Consider the following 15,887-nt stretch of genomic DNA (forward strand, 5'->3'; position numbering starts at 1 on the left):
GGGAGGGGTCAGGACGGGCGGGCGCGCAGGCCCGAGAACGTCGTGGTGACGAGCGCGTCGGCGAGGTCGTCGGCGGACAGGCCGCCGTCCGGGCGGTACCACTCGGCGAGCGAGTTGACGGTGCCGAACAGCAGCCGGCTGGTGACGCCGGGGTCGACGTCCGGACGGACGTCGCCCTCCTCCTCGGCGGCGCGCACGAGGTCGGTCACGACCCGGTCGAACTCGCGGCGCCGCTGGAGCGCCGCCTCCTCGACCGGGGAGTTGCCGCGCACCCGCAGCAGCAGGGTGACGAACGGCAACTGCTCGGTGAGCACGCGGACCGACCCGCGGACGACGTGCTCGAGCCGGTCGATCGCGGGCCCGCCGGTGGCACCGGGCTCCTCGGTGACGGCGAACAGCGCGTCCAGGGCGCGGTCGAGCGCCAGCCGCAGCAGCTCCACCTTGCTGGTCACGTGGTGGTAGATCGCCGACTTGGTGACGCCGAGCCGGGCGGCGAGCTCCTCCATGCTGGTGGCGTCGTAGCCGCGCTCGTTGAAGACCGCGACCGCGACGTCGAGCAGCGAGTCCAGCGAGTGCCCGGGGCGGCCCCGCCGGGTCCGGGCGGGATCGGCCGTGGACGTCATGCCCGGTCCCGGTGGTCGTACAGCCGCTTGAGCTTGCCCACCGAGCGGGCCAGTGTCTCGGGGTCCACGACGAGCACCTCGATGCTGGTGCCGACCGTGTCCTTCACCGCCTTCGCCACCTCGGCGGCGGCGACGGGCCGGCGCTCGGCCGGGCAGTCCGGGCGCGCCTCGACCCGGCAGGTCAGGTGGTCCATCCGGCCGCGCGTGGTCAGCTCCAGCGCGAAGTGCGGCGACAGCCCCGGCGTGCGCAGGACGATCTCCTCGATCTGGGTCGGGAAGAGGTTGACCCCCCGCAGGATGATCATGTCGTCGGTGCGGCCGGTGATCTTCTCCATGCGGCGCATCCCCGGCCGGGCGGTGCCCGGCAGCAGGCGGGTGAGGTCCCGGGTGCGGTAGCGGATGACCGGCATGGCCTCCTTGGTCAGCGAGGTGAACACCAGCTCGCCCTGCTCCCCCTCGGGCAGGACCTCGCCGGTGAGCGGGTCGATCACCTCCGGGTAGAAGTGGTCCTCCCACACGTGCAGGCCGTCCTTGGTCTCCACGCACTCCTGGGCGACGCCGGGGCCCATGACCTCGGACAGGCCGTAGATGTCGACGGCCTCGATGTCGAGGCGGTCCTCCATCTCCCGGCGCATCTGCTCGGTCCACGGCTCGGCACCGAAGATGCCGATCTCCAGGGAGGAGGAGCGGGGGTCGATGCCCTGCTTCTCGAACTCGTCGATGACGGTGAGCATGTAGGACGGCGTCACCATGACGACCCTGGGCGCGAAGTCGGTGATCAGCTGCACCTGCCGCGGGGTCATGCCGCCGGAGACGGGGATGACCGTGCAGCCCAGCTTCTCGGCGCCGTAGTGGGCGCCCAGGCCACCGGTGAACAGGCCGTACCCATAGGCGTTGTGCAGCTTGTCGCCCGCGCGCCCGCCGGCCGCGCGGATCGACCGGGCCATGACCGTGGCCCAGGTGTCGATGTCGCGCTCGGTGTATCCGACGACGGTCGGCCGCCCCGTCGTGCCGGAGGACGCGTGCACCCGCCGGACCTGCTCCTGCGGGACGGCGAACATGCCGAACGGGTAGTTGTCCCGCAGGTCGGCCTTGCTGGTCGTGGGGAACCGCGCGAGGTCCGACAGCTCGCGGCAGTCGTCCGGGTGCACGCCGGCGGCGTCGAGGGCCTGCCGGTAGTGCGGCACGTTCTCGTAGGCGTGGCGCAGCGTCCACTGCAGCCGCTCCAGCTGGAGGGCGCGGAGCTCGTCGACGGACATGCGCTCCGCCGGGTCGAGGATCGCCTCGTCGGGGCGCGCGCCGAGGCGCCGCGGGGTCTCGCTCGTCACAGCCGTCATGGCCGATGCCTCCGTCGTGCAGCGTCGTCGCCGGGGCGGCCGGGAGGGGACGTCGTCCCCAAATACCGACCGGATGGTCAGGTAATCAACTCCTCACCACCGTCCCTGTCAAGCCTCCGCGAGGGAAGTCCCGCAGCGGGCTTGTGTGGCGGCGCCCCGTCGTGCACACTGATTACCGACCGTCCGGTCAGTAAATGGATCGAGTCGCACACCGAGGGAACGAGATGTCGGCACCCACCCTGGAACGGCCCGCCCCCGACGAGACCGCGCTGCAGCAGCAGTTCGACGCCACGATCGCCGCCGACCACCGCATCGAGCCGCGCGACTGGATGCCCGAGGGCTACCGCAAGACCCTGATCCGGCAGGTGGCGCAGCACGCCCACTCCGAGATCATCGGGATGCAGCCCGAGGGCGACTGGCTGCTGGCCGCGCCGAGCCTGCGGCGCAAGGCGATCCTGCTGGCCAAGGTGCAGGACGAGGCCGGTCACGGCCTGTACCTCTACTCGGCCGCGGAGACCCTCGGGGCCGACCGCGCCGACCTCACCGACAAGCTCATCGAGGGCCGGCAGAAGTACAGCTCGATCTTCAACTACCCGACGCTGACCTACGCCGACGTCGGCGTCATCGGCTGGCTGGTCGACGGCGCGGCCATCTGCAACCAGGTGCCGCTGTGCCGCTCCTCCTACGGGCCCTACGCCCGGGCGATGATCCGCGTCTGCAAGGAGGAGTCCTTCCACCAGCGGCAGGGCTACGAGCTGCTGATGACGATGATGCGGGGCACCCCCGAGCAGCGGGCGATGGTGCAGGACGCCGTCGACCGGTGGTGGTGGCCCTCGCTGATGATGTTCGGCCCGCCGGACGACGACAGCCCCAACTCCGCGCAGTCGATGGCCTGGGGGATCAAGCGGCACAGCAACGACGAGCTGCGCCAGCGCTTCGTCGACATGACCGTGCCGCAGGCGGAGTTCCTCGGCGTCACGCTGCCGGACCCCGAGCTGTCCCTGGACCCGGAGACCGGCCACCACCGGTTCGGCGCCATCGACTGGGACGAGTTCAAGCGGGTCATCAGCGGCCACGGCCCGAAGAACGCCGAGCGCATCGCGCGCCGCCGCGCCGCGCGCGACGACAACGCGTGGGTCACCGAGGCGGCCACGACCTACGCCGCCAAGCACGCGGAGGCCGTGGCGTGAGCACCGACGTCACCGCCGAGGGCGGGCACGGCGCCGTCCCCACCGGGCCCGAGGTGCCGGTCGAGCCCAGGGCCGCCGTCAGCCGGCGCGACTGGCCGCTGTACGAGGTGTTCGTCCGCGGCAAGCGCGGCCTCAACCACGTGCACGTCGGCTCGCTGCACGCCCCGGACGACGAGATGGCCGTGCACGCCGCGCGCGACGTGTTCACCCGGCGCAACGAGGGCGTGAGCATCTGGGTGGTCAAGGCCGCCGACATCACCGCGTCGAGCCCCGACGAGAAGGACCCGATGTTCGCCCCGAGCGGCGACAAGGTCTACCGGCACCCGACCTTCTACGAGATCCCCGAGAACGTCCCCCACATGTGAAACACCCTCTCCCTCCCCACCACCGCTCGTTCCTCGCGGCGGCGGGCCCCTGGGAGAGGGCGGCCGTTCCGGCCCCTCGCAAGAGCAGCCGCTGGGCGCGCACGACGGAAAGGAAGCGTTGACATGGGGCACGAGGAGACCGTCTACGAGGCGCTGGACCACGCGCACGGGGGCGAGGGGCACTGGGCGTTCGGCACCGGCTTCGACGAACCCCTCGCGGGCGTGGACACCACCGTCCCCGACGGCGTCGACCCGGCCGACCTGGGCACCTATTGCCTGATGCTCGGCGACGACGCCCTGGTGCTCGCCCAGCGGCTGACCCAGTGGGTCACCGCCGCGCCCGAGCTCGAGGAGGAGGTGGCCGTCGCCAACGTCGCCCTCGACCTGCTCGGCCAGGCCCGGCTGCTGCTGGCCCGCGCCGGCTCGGTCGGCGTGCTGGGCCGCTCCCGCGAGAGGGCGACGGAGAGCATCCCCGACGAGGACGCGCTGGCCTACTTCCGGGACCCCGACGAGTTCCGCAACACCGCGCTGGTCGAGGCGGAGAACGGCGACTTCGGGCAGACGATGGCCCGCCTGCTGGTGGCCTCGACCGTCCGGCTGGCGGTGTTCTCGCGGCTGCGGGAGTCCCGCGACCCGGTACTCGCGGCGATCGCGGCGAAGGGCGTCAACGAGCTCGCCTACCACCGCGACCACGCCGCACGGTGGGTGCTGCGCCTCGGCGACGGCACCGGGGAGTCCCACCGGCGGGTGCAGGCCGGCGTCGACGCGGTCGGGCCGCTGCTGGCCGACGTCCTCACCGCCACCGACGTCGAGCAGCGGCTGGTCGCCGGCGGGGTCGCCGTCGACCCGGCCGACGTCCGCGAGGAGGTGCGGTCCGTGCTCACCCAGGTCCTCGACCAGGCCACCCTGCGGGTGCCCGAGTGGCCCGCCGACACGCCGCCGCGCGGGCGGGTCGGCCAGCACGGCCCGGAGCTGACCACCCTGCTCGCGACCCTCCAGGGCCTCGCCCGGCAGCACCCGGCCGCGACGTGGTGACCGCCGTGGTCAGCCTTTATCGCGATATTGGCAGCTCGGGACCGCGGGCGGTCGCCGAGACCGTGACCGACCCCGAGCTGCCCGCGCTGACCCTGGCCGACCTGGGGGTCCTCCGCGACGTCCGGGTCGTGGACGGCACCGTCGTCGTCGACATCACCCCCACCTACAGCGGCTGCCCGGCGATGGGCGTGATGCGCGCCGACCTGCTGCACGCCCTGCACTCGGCCGGCTTCGACGACGTCGAGGTCCGCACCGTCCTCTCCCCCGCCTGGTCCACCGACTGGATCAGCGACGAGGGCCGCCGCAAGCTCAGCGCGGCCGGCATCGCCCCGCCGGGGACGGCTCCGGTGCGCCTCTCGGGGCCGGTGCCGCTGCAGCTCGGTCCCTCCCGTCGCACCGCGGCCTGCCCGCTGTGCGGCTCGCCGGACACCGAGGAGCTGAGCGAGTTCGGCGCGACGGCCTGCAAGGCCCTGCGCCGCTGCCGCAGCTGCCGGGAGCCCTTCGAGCACGTCAAGGAGATCTGAGCGTGTCGACCAGGCGCCGGGCACGGTTCCACCCGCTGAAGGTCGCCCGCGTCGAGCGGCTGACCGACGACGCCGTCGCCGTCACCTTCGACGTCCCCCCGGAGCTGGCCGAGGACTACGCGTTCCGTCCCGGCCAGGCGCTCACCCTGCGCCGGGTGGACGGCGACCGCGACGAGCGCCGGTCCTACTCGATCTGCGCGCCGGTCGGCGCCGCGCCGCGGGTGGGCGTCCGCGAGGTGCCCGGCGGCTTCTTCTCCTCCTACCTCGTGCACGAGGTCGGGGTCGGCGACGAGATCGAGGTGCTGCCGCCGTCGGGGACCTTCACCGCCGACCTGTCCGTCCCCGCCGACCACGTCTTCGTCGTCGCGGGCTCGGGCATCACCCCGGCGCTGTCGCTGGCCGCCAGCGTGCTGCGCGACGGGCGGTCCACCGTCACCGTCCTCTACGGCAACCGCCGCACCAACACGGTGATGTTCGCCGACGAGCTCGCCGACCTGAAGGACCGCTACGGCACCCGCCTGCAGCTGGTGCACGTCCTCTCCCGCGAGCCCCGGGACGCCGAGCTGACCAGCGGCCGGCTGGACCGCGCCCGGCTGCAGACGCTGATCGAGACGTTCGTCGACGCCGGGCACGTCGACCACTGGTGGCTGTGCGGCCCGCACGGGATGGTCGGCGACGCCCGCGACCTGCTGGCCGAGCTCGGCGTGCCGGCCGACAGGGTGCACCAGGAGCTGTTCTACGTCGACGACGTCCCACCCGAGCCGGTCCGCGGTGACGAGCAGACCGTCGAGGGCCCGAGCAGCCAGGTCACCGTCGTCCTCGACGGCCGGTCGACCACGCTGGCCCTCCCCCGCGACGTGCCGGTGCTCGACTCGGCCCAGAAGGTGCGCGGCGACCTCCCCTTCGCCTGCAAGGGCGGCGTGTGCGGCACCTGCCGGGCGCGGGTCACCGAGGGGGACGTGGAGATGCGGCGCAACTACGCCCTCGAGCCCCGCGAGGTCGAGGCCGGGTACGTGCTGACCTGCCAGACCGTGCCGCTGTCGGAGACCGTGACCGTCGACTTCGACGCCTGACGCCGGTGCGCCCCGTCCCCGTCGGTGCGGCCGCCGCGCTGGACGTCGTGGTGACCCCCGAGATGACCGTCCGGTTCGACGAGCTCGGCCCGGTGCACCCGGTGTACGCCACCTACTCGATGGCCAAGCACTTCGAGGAGGCGGGGCGCAAGCTCCTGCTCCGGCACCTCGACCCGGGCGAGGCGGGCATCGGGCGGTCGGTGTCGGTCGAGCACCTCGCCCCGAGCTGGGTGGGCGACGCCCTGCGGGTGACCGCCCGGTGCGTCGAGGTGCGGGGCAACCGGCTGACCTGCGCGTGCACCGCCGTGGACGCCGACGGCCGCGAGGTGGGCCGGGGCACGACGGTCCAGGCCGTCCTGCCCGAGGAGGTGCTGGACGCCCGCATCACCGCGCCGTCCCGCCGGCGCCCGACCGGCTAGGTCGCGAGCGGGCGCCGGCGGCACGGTCAGCCGGCTGCCAGGTGCCGGATCCGCAGGGGGCAACCGGTCGTTGTGGGCGCGGACACACCTCGCTAGATTGACGCCGTCCGATAACTGACCAGTCGGTCAGTATCAGTTCCAGGGGGCTCGCATGTCGGCACGAACGGACACCGCACCGCGCACGCGGGAGCGGATCGGCGCGGAGGAACGGAAGGTCCTCGCCGGCACGCTCGCCGGCACCACCATCGAGTGGTACGACTTCTTCATCTACGCCCAGGCGGCCGGCCTGGTGCTCGCCCCCCTGTTCCTGGCGCCGGTGAGCCAGGACGCGCCGGGGCTGGCCACCGTCCTGTCCCTGGCCACCATCGGCATCAGCTTCCTGTTCCGCCCCCTGGGCGCCATCGTGGCCGGGCGGCTCGGCGACCGGCTGGGCCGCAAGCGGATGCTGGTCTTCACCCTGGTGCTGATGGGTGCGGCGACCGCCCTGATCGGCCTGCTGCCGACCTACGAGACGATCGGCGTCGCCGCCCCGGCGCTGCTGATCCTGCTGCGCATCCTGCAGGGGTTCTCCGCGGGAGGCGAGTGGGGCGGCGCGGCCCTCATGTCGGTCGAGCACGCACCGCTGCACCGCCGCGGCCTCTTCGGCGCGTACCCGCAGATCGGCGTGCCCATCGGCATGATCCTGGCGACCGGCGTGCTCTGGGCGCTGAGCACGGTGACCACCCCGGAGCAGTTCCAGTCCTGGGGCTGGCGGATCCCGTTCCTGTTCTCCGTGGTGCTGATCGTCATCGGCTACCTCATCCGGCGTGCCGTCGAGGAGAGCCCCGTCTTCAAGGAGATGCAGCTGCGGAAGAAGGAGTCCTCCGCCCCGCTGCGCGACCTCTTCCGGCACAACACCCGGCAGGTCGTGCTCACCGCGCTGATCTTCGTCGCGAACAACGCCGCCGGTTACCTGCTCATCGCCTTCTTCATCGCCTACGCCACGGGGACACTCGAGATGCCTCGCGCGTCGGTGCTCCTCGCGACCACGCTCGCCTCGTTCGGCTGGCTGGTCTTCACGATGTACGGCGGCGCCCTCTCCGACCGGATCGGCCGCGTGCGGACCTTCCAGATCGGCTACGCCCTGGTGTTCGCCTGGATGATCCCGCTGTTCCTGCTCATCGACACCCGCAACACCTGGCTCTACGGGCTCGCGCTGTTCCTGCTGACCATCGGGCTGGGCCTCTCCTACGGCCCGATGTCGGCGATGTACGCCGAGATGTTCCCCGTCTCCGTCCGGTACTCCGGGGTCTCCATCGGCTACGCCCTGGGCGCGATCCTGGGCGGCGCCTTCGCCCCCATGATCGCCCAGCTCCTCCTGCAGTCGACGGGGTGGTCGGGGTCGGTCGGCCTCTACACCATGGCCCTCTGCGTCGTCTCCTTCGTGGCGGTGACCGTCGCGGGCGAGACCCGGGGGAACAACCTGCGGGTGGCCGAGGCCCACGAGCAGTACCTGCGCGAGCACCCCGAGGCGGCGGACGAGCTGGGCCGCCGGGCCTGACCGCCACCGGTCAGGCCGAGCGGGCGGTCACCTCGTCGGACTCCCCGAGCCCGGCGGCGGCCAAGGCGGCCGGCAGGCCGTCGTCGTGGCGCTGGAACCGCACGACGAGGCCGTCGGTCACGAGGAACCGCGCGGCGACGACGGCCCGGCCGCGCTCGGTCCCCGTCGCCGGGTCGGTCCAGGTGGCGTCCTGCTCGACGACCACCTGACCGCCGGCGCCGCAGAACCAGCGCAGCGGTCGGGCGGTGAACCCTGCCCGGGCCAGCCACGAGGCCAGGACCTCGCGGCCCCGCACGCCGCCCCGGGGCCCGACCACCTCGACATCCGGCGCGCACAGCGCCATCGCGGCCGGGGCGTCGGCCCGGTCCACCGCGTCGAGCCACGCCGCCACGACCCCGAGCCGTCCGGTCACGACGGCGACCGTAGCGGCCGCTCGGCATGGAGCGCGCCTCCCGCGGGCACACCGGTACCCCGTCCGCAGCCGACCCCTGGGAGCACCCCGTGACCACGACCCGAACCCGCCGCTGGCGCCTGGCCGCCGCCGGCATCGCGATCGCCGCGACGTCGTTCACCACCGCCGCGTGCGGCTCCGACACCGTGGACGACGGCGTCGAGCAGGAGGTCGAGGACGCCGGCAACGAGGTCGAGGAGGAGGTCGAGGGCGGCGACGAGGACGGCGACGGCTGACCCGCTGCCCCGTGCCGGCGGCGTGACCGCCGTCGGCACGGGGTACCGCGGCCGCTCGTGAGCACCGACGCGACCACCACCCCGGCGACCCGCGCGCAGCGGCTCGACCGGCTGCCGTTCACCCGCGAGCACGGCCGGCTCGTGGTCGGCTCCGGCCTGGGCTGGGCGCTGGACGCGATGGACGTCGGGCTCATCTCCTTCGTGATGGCCGCGCTCGCCGTCCAGTGGTCGCTGACCCCGACCGAGCTGGGCTGGATCGGGTCGATCGGCTTCGTCGGGATGGCGCTGGGTGCCACCCTCGGCGGGCTGCTGGCCGACCGGATCGGGCGCAGGCAGGTCTTCGCGCTGACCCTGCTCGTCTTCGGCGCGGCCACCGGCGCCGCCGCGCTGGCCTGGTCGGTCGCCTCGCTGCTGGTGTTCCGCTTCCTCATCGGACTGGGGCTGGGCGCCGAGCTGCCGGTCGCCTCCACCCTGGTCAGCGAGTACGCGCCGGCCCGGGTGCGCGGCCGGGTGGTCGTGGCGCTGGAGGCGTTCTGGGCGGTCGGCTGGCTGCTCGCGGCGCTGATCGGCTACTTCGTCGTCCCCACCGGCGACGACGGGTGGCGGTGGGCGCTGGCCCTGGGCGCGGTCCCGGCGATGTACGCGGTGGTGGTCCGGCGCGGGCTGCCTGAGTCGGTGCGGTTCCTCGAGCTGCGCGGCCGCACCGACGAGGCCGAGGCCGCCGTCCGCCGCTTCGAGTCGGCGGCCGGCGTGCCCCCGGTGCCCTCGGCCCCGGCGCGGCCGATGCCGCTACCGCGCCCGGGCGCGCTGTGGGCCGCGGGCTCGCGCCGGCGGACGGCGGCGCTGTGGACGGTGTGGTTCGGCATCAACTTCGCCTACTACGGCGCCTTCATCTGGCTGCCCACGCTGCTGGTCGCCTCCGGCTTCTCGCTGGTGCGCTCCTTCGGCTTCACACTGCTGATCACCCTGGCCCAGCTCCCCGGCTACGCCGCCGCTGCGGTGCTCGTCGAGCGCTGGGGACGCCGGCCGACGCTGGTCGTGTTCCTGCTCGGCTCGGCGGTCGGCGCCGGGCTGTTCGCGCTGGCCGCCGGGGACACCGCCGTCCTGGCCACCGGCATGGTGCTGTCGTTCTTCAACCTGGGCGCCTGGGGCGCGGTCTACGCGGTGACGCCGGAGGTCTACCCCACCGCGCTGCGGGCCACCGGCGCCGGCGCGGCCGCCGGTTTCGGTCGGCTCGCCTCGATCGCCGCGCCGCTGTGCGTGCCGCCGCTGCTGGCCGCCGGCGGCAACGCCCTGGCCTTCGGCACCTTCGCGGCGTTCTTCGTGCTCGCGGCGCTGGCGGCCGTCGCGCTGCCCGAGCGCCGCGGCGAGTCGCTGGAGGCCGCCGAGCCGGATCCGCTCACCGCCCGCCGCTGACGGTCCTCAGCGACAGCAAAGGGCTCTTTGCAAAGACGTCTTTGTGGTCCAGGGTGGTCGGCATGGTCTCCACCCCCGACCCGGCGGACCTGCCCACCGGCGCCGTCCGGGTGACCGACGCCCGCGCCCTCCGCGTCCTGGCCCACCCGTTGCGCGCCTCGCTGCTCGGCGCGCTGCGGCTCGACGGCCCATCGACGGCCACCCGCCTGGCCGACCGCCTCGGGGAGAGCAGCGGCGCCACCAGCTACCACCTCCGCCAGCTCGCCGCCCACGGCTTCGTCGAGGAGCTGCCGGCCCAGGGGAACGGGCGGGACCGCTGGTGGCGCGCACAGCACCGCCGCACCAGCTGGGACACCGCCGACCTCATCGGCGACCCCGCCGGCCGGGAGCTGGTCGACGAGGTGCTGCACCGGCAGCTGAGCCAGCAGCGGCGCTGGCTCGCCGCGCACGCCACCGAGATGGAGGGGCTGAGCGAGCAGTGGCGCACCGCCACCTCGCTCAGCGACTGGGCCGTCCGGCTGTCCCCCACCGCGGCCCGCGAGCTCGCCGACGAGCTGAACGAGGTCGTGCGTCGCTGGCAGGAGACGCGCGAGGAGCCGGACCAGCCCGCGGTGACCGTGCTGGTCGACCTGTTCCCCCTGCAGGAGCACCCGCTGTGAGCGCTCCGCTCGGCGCCCGCCGGGCCACCCGCCGCTACGTCGGCCTGACCGCGCTGCGCTGGCTGCCGGTCGGGCTGAGCGCACCGGTGACCGTGCTGCTGGCCTCGGCGCGCGGGCTGTCCCCCGCCGACATCGGCATCGTGTTCGCCGTCTACTCGGCGGTCGTCCTGGTCCTCGAGCTGCCCACCGGTGGGCTGGCCGACGCGGTCGGTCACCGGCCGGTCCTGGTGCTCGCCGGGATCCTGTCCGTGGCCGGCCTGCTGGCCACGGTGGCCGCGGACGGCGTGGCCGCCTTCGCGCTCGCCCAGGCACTCATGGGGGTCGGGCGGGCGCTGGACTCCGGTGCGCTGGAGGCCTGGTACGTCGACACCGTCCGCGCCACCGACCCCGACGCCGACGTCACGCCGGGCCTGTCCCGCGCGGGCGCCGCCGACGGGGCGGGCCTGTGCCTGGGCGCCCTGCTCGGCGGACTGCTCCCGCTGCTGGCCGGCGACGGGGGCACCGGCGTGCTGGCCGCGCCGCTGCTGCTGGCCGCCGCGCTGTCCCTCGTCTCGGTGCTCGCGATCGCGGTGCTCGTCGTCCCGGTGGGCCGGCGACGGGCGTCGGCGCTGCGCGCGAGCCTGCACGGCGTCCCGGGCGTGGTCCGGGGGACCGTCCGGCTGGCCGCCCGGGACCGGGTGCTGCGGCGGCTGCTCGCCATCTCGCTGCTGGTCGGCGCGGTGCTCGCCACCCTGGAGCTGCTCGGCCCGCTGCACGTCGCCGACCTCACCGGCAGCCGCACCGAGGGCGCGGCCGTCTTCGGCGTCGTCATGGCGGTCTCCTTCGCCGCGGCCGGGGTCGGCGCGCTGCTCGCGCCGGCCGTGCGCCGGCTGGCCCGCGGCTCGGTGGCGGCCGCCACCACCGGCCTCGCGGCGCTCGGCGCGCTCGCCGTCGCGGCGGTGACCGTCGCCGGACCGCTGGCGCTGGGCTGCCTGTTCGCCGCCTTCTACGTCCTCAACGCCGCCGCGTGGCCGCTGTGGAAGCAGCTGCTGCACGGCCAGGTGGCCGCCGGGCACCGCGCCACAACACTGTCGGCCTCGTCGCTGGCCCTGCAGGTCGGGGCGCTCACCGGCAGCCTGCTGCTCCCCCGCCTCGCCGAGTCCGCCGGGCTGCCCGCCGGGTTCTGGGCGGCCGCCGGGGCGCTGCTGCTCGTCGCGCTGGTGTCGCTCGGTCTGCGGCCCGGGCGCACCGGGCCGCGGCCGTCGGGTACAGCGGCCGCCACGCGGGTAGCGGCGGACCATGGCTGAACCCACCCGTGACCGCCTGCAGGGCCTCAAGGTCGCCGTCACCGGCGCCAGCGGCAACCTCGGCACGGCGCTGCTGCGCCGGCTGACCGCACCGGGCAGCGGGGTGGCCGAGGTGCGCGGGCTGGCCCGGCGCCAACCGCCGGGCACCGCGCCCTACGACGAGGTGCAGTGGCACCTCGCCGACCTCGGCGAGACCCGCAGCGAGCACGAGCTCACCCGCTTCCTCGACGGCGTCGACGCCGTCGTCCACCTGGCCTGGGCCCTCCAGCCGGGCCGGCAGCCGGAACGGCTGCACCGGGTCAACGTCGACGGCACCCGGCGGCTGGCGCGGGCCGCGGCCGCGGCCGGCGTGGCGCACTTCGTGCAGCTGTCCTCGCTCGGCGCCTACGCGGCCGGGGCCGGTGACCGGGAGGTGGGCGAGGACTGGCCGACCACCGGCATCCCGAGTTCCCAGTACAGCCGGGACAAGTCGCAGGCCGAGCTGGTGGTCCGCGAGCAGCTGGGTTCCCGCGAGGGGACGACGCTCACCGTCGTGCGCCCGACGCTGGTGCTGCAGCCGGACGCCAGCAGCGAGATCGGCCGCTACTTCCTCGGCCCGCTGCTCTTCGGCGCCGCCCGCCTGCTGCCCGGCTCGGTGGCCCGCCTGCTCCCGCTGCCGCTGCCTGCGCTCAAGGTCCAGGTGGTGCACGCCGACGACGTCGCCGACGCCCTGGTGCGGATCCTGGACCGCCGCGCCGCCGGGCCGTTCAACATCGCCGCCCCGCCGACGTTCGACGCCGACGGCCTGGCCCGGGCCCTGGGCACCGTGCGGGTGCCGGTGCCCGCCTTCGTCCTGCGGGCGGGGCTGTCGGCGGCCTTCCACGCCCACGTGGTGCCGACCGAGCCCGGCTGGCTCGACCTGGGCCTCCAGGCGCCCGCGCTGGACACCGGCCGGGCCCGCCGGCTGCTGGACTGGTCGCCCGCGTACGCGGGGGACGACGTCCTCCGGCAGTTCGTCGCCGCTCTCGGCGACGGAGAGGGCGCTCCCGGCCCGCTGCTGGAGCCGGCCGGCGGACCCGAGCGCGACCCCGGCGGCGACCCGGCCAACGTCCCCGGCCCGCGGGCGGGCTGAAGAAGGGCGGAGCTGGAGGACCGGCGAGCTCGTCGTCGCCGCGGTCGCGCGGGGCAACGCGGCCGCGGACCCTGCTGCGCGCCGGCTCCTCCCCCGTCGCCTCGATGCAGCTGTCCCGCCGCTAGTCCTCCCGTGCCGTCCAGGTGCCGGCCGGGCGGTCCATCGACGCGAACACCTCGGCCGACCGCTCGGGGCGCAGCGCGACGAACAGGCCGTCGGCCTCGGCGAGCACGATGTCCGGCTCGTGCTCGGCGGTCAGCCGCGCGGTGGCGGTCGTGCGCCGGCCCCTGGTCTCACCCGCCTCGGCGGTGAGCAGCAGCGGGACGCCGAGCGGCACCGGCCGGCGGTAGCGCACGGTCAGCGTCGCGGTCAGCCCGCCGCGGCCGGCCGCCCGCACGGCGCGCGCCAGCACGTGGTCCAGCAGGGTGGCCACCACGCCGCCGTGCACCAGCCCGGGCGGGCCCTCGTGCGGCTTGCCGACGGTCACCCGGCCGGTGGCGCGCCCGTTGGGGGTGTCGCTCGCGACCAGCGCCGGCGCCACCGGGTTGCCCGGCCCGTGGACGGGGCTGTACCAGCGCTCGCCGGTGTCCGGGTCGTCGACCGCGGCGACCTCCCGCAGCCCGCGGACGGTGGCCCGCAGCCGCGCGGTCAGCCCGCGGGCGACCCCGGCCACCGCGGCCAGCTCGGCGGCCGGGACCTCGGTGCGGACGGCGGCGTCGACCAGCTCGCGCAGCGCCGCGCCGAGCTCGCCGACGACCTCCCGCCGGGCGGCCCGCTCGTCGCTGGTCAGCGCCTCACCCACGGGGCATGCCGGCGTCGCGCAGCAGCCCGCCCCCGATGATCACCCGCTGCACCTCGCTGGTGCCCTCGTACAGCCGGTAGAGCCGGGCGTCGCGGTAGAAGCGCTCGACCGGCGTCGTCCGCAGGTAGCCCAGGCCGCCGTGCACCTGCACCGCGCGGTCCACGGCCCGGCCGACCATCTCGGTGCAGAAGAGCTTGGCCGACGACGGGCCGATCGAGGTGTCCTCACCGGTGTCGTAGCGGGCGGCGACGTCGCGCACCATGGCCCGGCCGGCCAGCAGCTCCGCGTGCACGTCGGCGATCTGCGCCTGCACCAGCTGGAAGCGGCCGATCGGGGCGCCGCCCTGCCTGGCGGTCGCGGCGTAGGCGACCGACTCGTCGAGCACCCGCTGGGCCATCCCGACGCACAGGGCCGCGATGTGCAGCCGCCCGCGGGAGAGCACCGTGAGCGCCTTCGAGTAGCCGCGGCCCTCCTCCCCGACCAGCGCGTCGGCGGGTACGCGGACGTCGTCGAGGAAGACCTCCGCGGTCCAGGCGCCGGCCTGGCCCATCTTGCGGTCCTTGGGGCCGACGGTGACCCCCGGCGTCCGGGCGTCGACGACGAAGCTGGAGATGCCGCGGCCGCCCTTCTCCGCCGGGTCGCTGCGGGCGAAGACGACGAACAGGTCGGCGATCGGCGCGTTGGTGATGTAGCGCTTGGCGCCGTCGAGCACCCAGCCGTCGCCGTCCCTGCGGGCGGTGGTGCGCAGGCCCGCGGGGTCCGAGCCGGCCTCGGCCTCGGTGAGCGCGAAGGAGCCGATCAGCTCACCCGAGGCCAGCCCCGGCAGGTACGCCTTCTGCTGCTCGTCGCTGCCGAACCTCGCGATCACCTGGCCGGCGATGCCGTTGTTGGTGCCGAACAGGGAGCGGAACGCGGGGGTGGTGTAGCCGAACTCGAAGGCCAGCTCGACGTCCTCGGCCATGGACACGCCCAGACCGCCGTGCTCCTCGGGCAGCGCGTACCCGAACAGCCCCATCTCCGCGGCCCGGGCGCGCAGCTCGTCGGGGATCCGGTCCTCGTCCTCGATCCGTTCCTCGAGCGGGACGACGACCTCCCGCACGAGCTGCCGGACGGCATCCCTCACCTGGCGGAAGTCCTCGGCGTCCACGCCGCCATGGTGCCGCGCGTCACGTCCGGCCGCCGCGTCGGGCCGACCTCCCGACACGCCAGCGCGCTGCGCAGTCGTCCGGGTACCGTTTGTCGCCATCGGTGTTGTGACGCTAACGTCGTTGTCGACCGCCCGAGACCGGTGGCGGTGCAGTACACCCTGCCGAGGTCGCCGTGCCGCACCTGCAGACCACGCTCGTCCGCGCTCCCGACCAGGTCGTCGTCCGGCTGACCGGCGACGTCGACGCCTCGACCGCCCCGCAGCTCACCCGTGCCCTGCAGGAGTCGGCCGTGACGGGGGTCGGCGCGGTCGTCGTCGACGTCGCCGCTGCCCGCTTCGGTGACAGCTGGGGCCTGCGGGAGCTCGCGCTGTTCACCGACGCGCTGGCGCCGGCGGGTCGCAGCTGCCGGATCGTGGGTGCTCGCGCGGACACGCGGCGGCTGGTCCGCTCGGCCGGGCTCGCCGAGCGGCTGGAGCTCGACGGCCCGGTCGACGCCGACGTCGCCGTCCCCCTGCCCACGCCCCGCGTGCCCGCCCCGGTGCGCCGCCCGGGGCTGCCGTACCAGGTACGGCCCGCGCGGCGCAGCGAGGAGCGGCCGGTCCGGCGCCGGCTGCGGCCCGGCACCCAGCGCCGCTGGCGCTAGGACGAGGACCCCGTCCTCCCACCCTTCGC

General features: G+C 74.9%; 18 protein-coding genes. 13 read left to right on the forward strand and 5 right to left on the reverse strand.

Annotation, left to right across the window (positions count from 1 at the left end; genetic code table 11):
* Positions 1-8 precede the first annotated feature (8 nt).
* Together BLR12_RS23415 and paaK are read right to left on the reverse strand one after the other, a co-directional pair.
* Entirely contained in the window at positions 9-623 is a 615-nt protein-coding gene (locus BLR12_RS23415; protein ID WP_091383033.1) for a TetR/AcrR family transcriptional regulator, read from the reverse strand.
* The gene (paaK, locus tag BLR12_RS23420; protein ID WP_091383035.1) at positions 620-1,960 is read right to left on the reverse strand and encodes a phenylacetate--CoA ligase PaaK; all 1,341 of its coding nucleotides are present in this window, start codon (positions 1,958-1,960) and stop codon (positions 620-622) included. Before paaK ends, BLR12_RS23415 begins: the two co-directional genes overlap by 4 nt.
* 224 nt (positions 1,961-2,184) lie before the next feature.
* On the opposite strand from paaK, the gene paaA reads away from it, so the two are divergent.
* The 7 genes from paaA to BLR12_RS23455 all read left to right on the forward strand — a co-directional run bounded on the left by paaA (position 2,185) and on the right by BLR12_RS23455 (position 8,106).
* Positions 2,185-3,150: a 1,2-phenylacetyl-CoA epoxidase subunit PaaA gene (paaA, locus tag BLR12_RS23425; protein ID WP_091383037.1), complete on the forward strand. Its 966-nt coding sequence runs from the start codon at positions 2,185-2,187 to the stop codon at positions 3,148-3,150.
* Complete coding sequence (gene paaB, locus BLR12_RS23430) at positions 3,147-3,515, forward strand: 1,2-phenylacetyl-CoA epoxidase subunit PaaB (protein WP_369803492.1); 369 nt, start codon at positions 3,147-3,149, stop codon at positions 3,513-3,515. The genes paaA and paaB overlap by 4 nt, the downstream gene beginning before the upstream one ends.
* 123 nt (positions 3,516-3,638) lie before the next feature.
* Positions 3,639-4,550 (forward strand): 1,2-phenylacetyl-CoA epoxidase subunit PaaC, encoded by a 912-nt coding sequence (gene paaC, locus BLR12_RS23435; RefSeq protein WP_091383038.1) that lies wholly within the window; start codon positions 3,639-3,641, stop codon positions 4,548-4,550.
* Complete coding sequence (paaD, locus tag BLR12_RS23440; RefSeq protein WP_255363733.1) at positions 4,544-5,074, forward strand: 1,2-phenylacetyl-CoA epoxidase subunit PaaD; 531 nt, start codon at positions 4,544-4,546, stop codon at positions 5,072-5,074. The genes paaC and paaD overlap by 7 nt, the downstream gene beginning before the upstream one ends.
* A 2-nt stretch (positions 5,075-5,076) precedes the next feature.
* Positions 5,077-6,147: a 1,2-phenylacetyl-CoA epoxidase subunit PaaE gene (gene paaE / locus BLR12_RS23445; RefSeq protein WP_255363734.1), complete on the forward strand. Its 1,071-nt coding sequence runs from the start codon at positions 5,077-5,079 to the stop codon at positions 6,145-6,147.
* Between the two features lie 5 nt (positions 6,148-6,152).
* Complete coding sequence (locus BLR12_RS23450) at positions 6,153-6,566, forward strand: thioesterase family protein (protein ID WP_091383041.1); 414 nt, start codon at positions 6,153-6,155, stop codon at positions 6,564-6,566.
* 151 nt (positions 6,567-6,717) lie between these two features.
* The gene (locus tag BLR12_RS23455) at positions 6,718-8,106 is read left to right on the forward strand and encodes an MFS transporter (protein WP_091383043.1); all 1,389 of its coding nucleotides are present in this window, start codon (positions 6,718-6,720) and stop codon (positions 8,104-8,106) included.
* Positions 8,107-8,116: 10 nt separating this feature from the next.
* Here BLR12_RS23455 and BLR12_RS23460 read toward each other — a convergent pair whose 3' ends face one another.
* Positions 8,117-8,518 (reverse strand): nuclear transport factor 2 family protein, encoded by a 402-nt coding sequence (locus BLR12_RS23460; protein ID WP_176832657.1) that lies wholly within the window; start codon positions 8,516-8,518, stop codon positions 8,117-8,119.
* A gap of 89 nt (positions 8,519-8,607) precedes the next feature.
* On the opposite strand from BLR12_RS23460, the gene BLR12_RS24770 reads away from it, so the two are divergent.
* The 5 genes from BLR12_RS24770 (at position 8,608) to BLR12_RS23485 (ending at position 13,265) form a co-directional block, all read left to right on the forward strand.
* Positions 8,608-8,793: a hypothetical protein gene (locus BLR12_RS24770; RefSeq protein ID WP_176832658.1), complete on the forward strand. Its 186-nt coding sequence runs from the start codon at positions 8,608-8,610 to the stop codon at positions 8,791-8,793.
* Positions 8,794-8,850: 57 nt separating this feature from the next.
* Positions 8,851-10,209 carry an MFS transporter gene (locus tag BLR12_RS23470; RefSeq protein ID WP_091383049.1) on the forward strand — a complete coding sequence of 453 codons (1,359 nt, stop codon included), beginning with the start codon at positions 8,851-8,853 and terminating at the stop codon, positions 10,207-10,209.
* 62 nt (positions 10,210-10,271) lie between these two features.
* Complete coding sequence (locus tag BLR12_RS23475; protein ID WP_143018842.1) at positions 10,272-10,868, forward strand: helix-turn-helix domain-containing protein; 597 nt, start codon at positions 10,272-10,274, stop codon at positions 10,866-10,868.
* Positions 10,865-12,154 carry an MFS transporter gene (locus BLR12_RS23480; RefSeq protein WP_176832659.1) on the forward strand — a complete coding sequence of 430 codons (1,290 nt, stop codon included), beginning with the start codon at positions 10,865-10,867 and terminating at the stop codon, positions 12,152-12,154. Before BLR12_RS23475 ends, BLR12_RS23480 begins: the two co-directional genes overlap by 4 nt.
* Positions 12,147-13,265 (forward strand): NAD-dependent epimerase/dehydratase family protein, encoded by a 1,119-nt coding sequence (locus BLR12_RS23485; protein ID WP_091383053.1) that lies wholly within the window; start codon positions 12,147-12,149, stop codon positions 13,263-13,265. The genes BLR12_RS23480 and BLR12_RS23485 overlap by 8 nt, the downstream gene beginning before the upstream one ends.
* A gap of 121 nt (positions 13,266-13,386) precedes the next feature.
* Here the strand turns inward: BLR12_RS23485 and BLR12_RS23490 are convergent, their stop codons facing one another.
* Positions 13,387-14,067, reverse strand: a complete 681-nt coding sequence (locus BLR12_RS23490) for a PaaI family thioesterase (protein ID WP_091383055.1) — start codon at positions 14,065-14,067, stop codon at positions 13,387-13,389.
* On the reverse strand, positions 14,060-15,214 hold the full coding sequence (locus BLR12_RS23495) for an acyl-CoA dehydrogenase family protein (protein ID WP_091383056.1): 1,155 nt from the start codon (positions 15,212-15,214) through the stop codon (positions 14,060-14,062). Before BLR12_RS23495 ends, BLR12_RS23490 begins: the two co-directional genes overlap by 8 nt.
* Positions 15,215-15,387: 173 nt before the next feature.
* Between BLR12_RS23495 and BLR12_RS23500 the strand changes: the two genes are divergently transcribed.
* Entirely contained in the window at positions 15,388-15,858 is a 471-nt protein-coding gene (locus BLR12_RS23500; RefSeq protein WP_091383058.1) for an STAS domain-containing protein, read from the forward strand.
* Positions 15,859-15,887 lie beyond the last annotated feature (29 nt).

Origin of the sequence: Geodermatophilus sp. DSM 45219, from assembly GCF_900104025.1 — a bacterium.
Taxonomy (GTDB): domain Bacteria; phylum Actinomycetota; class Actinomycetes; order Mycobacteriales; family Geodermatophilaceae; genus Geodermatophilus.